We start from the raw sequence: 3,113 nt of genomic DNA on the forward strand, positions 1-3,113 counted from the left end.
GCACCAGGCCGTCCGGCCCGGGCCGCACCCAGGCGAACCGGGCCAGCCGCAGCGGCCGGGCGGCCCGCCGCCCGCCCGGCGCGCCCCGCGCCCCCCCGCGCCCACCCCCCCGCGCCCCCGCCCGCCGGGGGGCGGGGGCCCGCTCGCGGGTGGTGCCGGGGTCAGGCGGAGGCCGCCAGCGGGACGACCGCGGGCTTGCGGAGGGTCACCACCGAGAGCCGGCCGCTGACCTCGCGCACCGAGGTCTGGTGGTAGCCGAGGCGGGTGTACAGCCGCAGGTTGCCGAGGCTGCGGTGGCCGGTGAACAGCTCGAAGGCGCGCACGCCGCCCTCGTCCAGCAGGCTCTGCTCGACCGCCTCCAGCAGCCGCCTGCCCAGGCCGTGCCGCTGCATCCGCGGGTGGACGACCAGGCGGCCGATCCGGCCGGTGCCCTCGGCGTCGACCCGGCCGCGCACCGCGCCGACGACCTCGTCGCCGAGGCGGGCCACCACGGCGTGGCCGTCGGCCAGTTCGGCGCGGAGGCTGTCCAGTGTCTGGGTGAGGGGCTCCAGGCCCCAGTCGCCGTAGAGCTCCGCCTCGGACTGGTAACCGAGGTACTGGAGCTTGAGGATCTGCTCCGCGTCGCCCTGCGCCGCCGGCGTGATGATCACACTCATGCCCATGTGCGGGTTCTCCCCATCGTTTCTGCCCGGTGCGCGGTCGAGGGTTGGCACCGGTGCCCGGCCTGAGGGCCCGGGCGGGGATCTGCCCGGCCCGGGATAGCGCGGAACGGCGGACCGGACGGTGGTGGGACGCGGCACCGCCGGTTCTGCGCTCACGCTCAGTATCCGGGCGGTCGGACCACCGTCAAGCACGACGTTCGCCACCGCTCTACCCAGGCGTCGCCGATTCTCAACCTTCCGGCCGTCCGACGTGGCGAGCGTCACGTCCGGGGGCGGTTTCCGCCCGGGCGTGCCGCGGACGGCTCACTCCGCCGACCAGTCCGCCCAGCGGGCGGCGACCAGCGGGCGCAGCCGGCCCAGGCAGCGCGAGCGGACCGGGCCCAGGCTGCCGCGCGGCATGCCGAGCCGCTCCGCCTGCTCCCGGTAGGTCAGCTCCGGTGCCCCGGAGAGCGCCCGCAGCAGCTCCGGACAACTGCCGGGCAGGGTCTCCAGGGCCCGCCGCACCGCGCGCACGAGCTCGGCGGTCCGCAGCGCCTCGTACGGCTCCGGGTGGCGGCGGGCCACCCGCGGCACCGGGGTCTCGCGGTCGGCCGCCCGGCGGGCCGCCAGCGCCTCGCGGACCGCCTGTCCGCGCAGCCAGCCGAGCCCGTCGCGCGGCAGGCCGGGGCCGGCCCGCCGCTCCAGTAGGCGCAGCCAGAGGGCCTGTTCCAGCTCCTCGCGGTCGGGGACGGCGACCGCGAGTGCGGCGAGCAGGGGCAGCAGGGCGCGCCGGAGTTCGGCCAGGGGCAGCGGATCGCTCACACCGGCCGCAACGAGTCGGGGGGGGGGGGGGGGGGCGGCGCCGGCGCGCCGCGACACCCGGCGCGCCCCCGTCCGGGCACGGTTCAGGAGGCCAGCCACTCCTGCTGGGCGGCGAGGTCGGCCTTGACCTCGGCGAGCTGGGTGGCGACCGCGCTCGGCGCGGTGCCGCCGCGGCCGCTGCGGGAGGCGATGGCGCCGTGCACGCTGAGCACCGAGCGGACCTCCGGCGTCAGGTGCTCGGAGATCTCGGCGAACTGCGCGTCCGTCAGGTCCCACAGCTCGATGCCCTGCTGCTCGCAGGCCTTGACGCAGGCGCCGGCGACCTCGTGCGCGACCCGGAACGGCACGCCCTGCTTGACCAGCCACTCGGCGATGTCGGTGGCGAGCGAGAAGCCGGCCGGGGCCAGCTCCTCCAGCCGCTCCCGGTGCACCGTCAGGGTGGCCATCATGCCGGTGAAGGCCGGCAGCAGGACCTCCAGCGTGTCGCAGGAGTCGAAGACCGGCTCCTTGTCCTCCTGCAGGTCGCGGTTGTACGCGAGCGGCAGCGCCTTGAGGGTGGCGAGCAGGCCGGTGAGGTTGCCGATCAGACGGCCGGACTTGCCGCGGGCGAGCTCGGCGATGTCCGGGTTCTTCTTCTGCGGCATGATCGAGGAGCCGGTGGAGAAGGCGTCGTGCAGCGTGATGAAGCCGAACTCCTTGGTGTTCCAGATGATCACCTCCTCGGCGATGCGCGAGAGGTTGATCCCGATCATCGCGGTGACGAAGGCGAACTCCGCGACGAAGTCGCGCGAGGCGGTGCCGTCGATCGAGTTGCCGACCGAGCCGCGCTCGAAGCCGAGTTCGGCGGCGACCGCCTGCGGGTCGAGGCCGAGCGAGGAGCCGGCCAGCGCGCCGGAGCCGTACGGGGAGACGGCGGTGCGGGTGTCCCACTGGCGCAGCCGCTCGGCGTCCCGGCCGAGGGCCTGCACGTGCGCGAGGACGTGGTGGGCGAAGAGCACCGGCTGGGCGTGCTGGAGGTGGGTGCGGCCGGGCATCGCGGTGTCCGGGTGGGCCTCGGCGAGGCCGACCAGGGCGTGCTGGAGGTCGAGCACCAGCGCCGCGATGATCTTCGCGTGGTCGCGGAGGTACATCCGGAACAGCGTGGCGATCTGGTCGTTGCGGGACCGGCCGGCCCGCAGCTTGCCGCCGAGCTCGGCGCCGAGGCGCTCCAGCAGGCCGCGCTCCAGGGCGGTGTGCACGTCCTCGTCGGCGATGGTGCCGGTGAACGCGCCGGACTCCACGTCCGCGAGCAGCCGGTCGAGCCCGTCCAGCATGGCGGCCAGCTCGGCGTCGTCCAGCAGCCCGGCCTTGTGCAGCACCCGGGCGTGCGCCTTGGAGCCGGCGATGTCGTACGGCGCGAGACGCCAGTCGAAGTGGACCGAGGCGGACAGCCTCGCCAGCGCCTCGGAGGGGCCGTCGGCGAAGCGCGCGCCCCAGAGTCGGACGTCGGCGTTCTGGTCGGCGCTCATCGCATGGGCTCCTCTGCTGGGTAAGGGGGTGGTGCCGGGGGGGGGGGGGGGGGGGGGCGCGCGGGGGGGGGGGGCGCGGCGGGGGGGGGGGGGGGGGGGTGATTATAGGGAATACCGAAATATATAATGAAAACCTTGTACA

At 75.4% G+C, this 3,113-nt stretch carries 3 protein-coding genes; all 3 read right to left on the bottom strand.

Annotation, left to right across the window (positions count from 1 at the left end; translation table 11 throughout):
• Positions 1 to 161: 161 nt before the first annotated feature.
• On the bottom strand, positions 162 to 662 hold the full coding sequence (locus tag ACFV0G_RS31865) for a GNAT family N-acetyltransferase (protein WP_380555529.1): 501 nt from the start codon (positions 660 to 662) through the stop codon (positions 162 to 164).
• 303 nt (positions 663 to 965) lie between these two features.
• Positions 966 to 1,463, bottom strand: coding sequence for a sigma-70 family RNA polymerase sigma factor (locus tag ACFV0G_RS31870; RefSeq protein WP_380555531.1), 498 nt, complete (start codon positions 1,461 to 1,463; stop codon positions 966 to 968).
• An 83-nt stretch (positions 1,464 to 1,546) separates the two neighbouring features.
• A complete protein-coding gene (gene argH / locus ACFV0G_RS31875; RefSeq protein ID WP_380555533.1) occupies positions 1,547 to 2,971 on the bottom strand; it encodes an argininosuccinate lyase in 1,425 nt (474 codons plus the stop codon).
• Between the last annotated feature and the right edge of the window lie 142 nt (positions 2,972 to 3,113).

Source organism: Kitasatospora sp. NPDC059571, assembly GCF_042735675.1.
In the GTDB taxonomy this organism is placed as follows: Bacteria; Actinomycetota; Actinomycetes; order Streptomycetales; family Streptomycetaceae; genus Kitasatospora.

Bases quoted from the DNA above. Each gene is read 5' to 3' on its own strand.
- argH (WP_380555533.1), bottom strand. From the start codon at position 2,971: ATGAGCGCCGACCAGAACGCCGACGTCCGACTCTGGGGCGCGCGCTTC.
- ACFV0G_RS31865 (WP_380555529.1), bottom strand. From the start codon at position 662: ATGGGCATGAGTGTGATCATCACGCCGGCGGCGCAGGGCGACGCGGAG.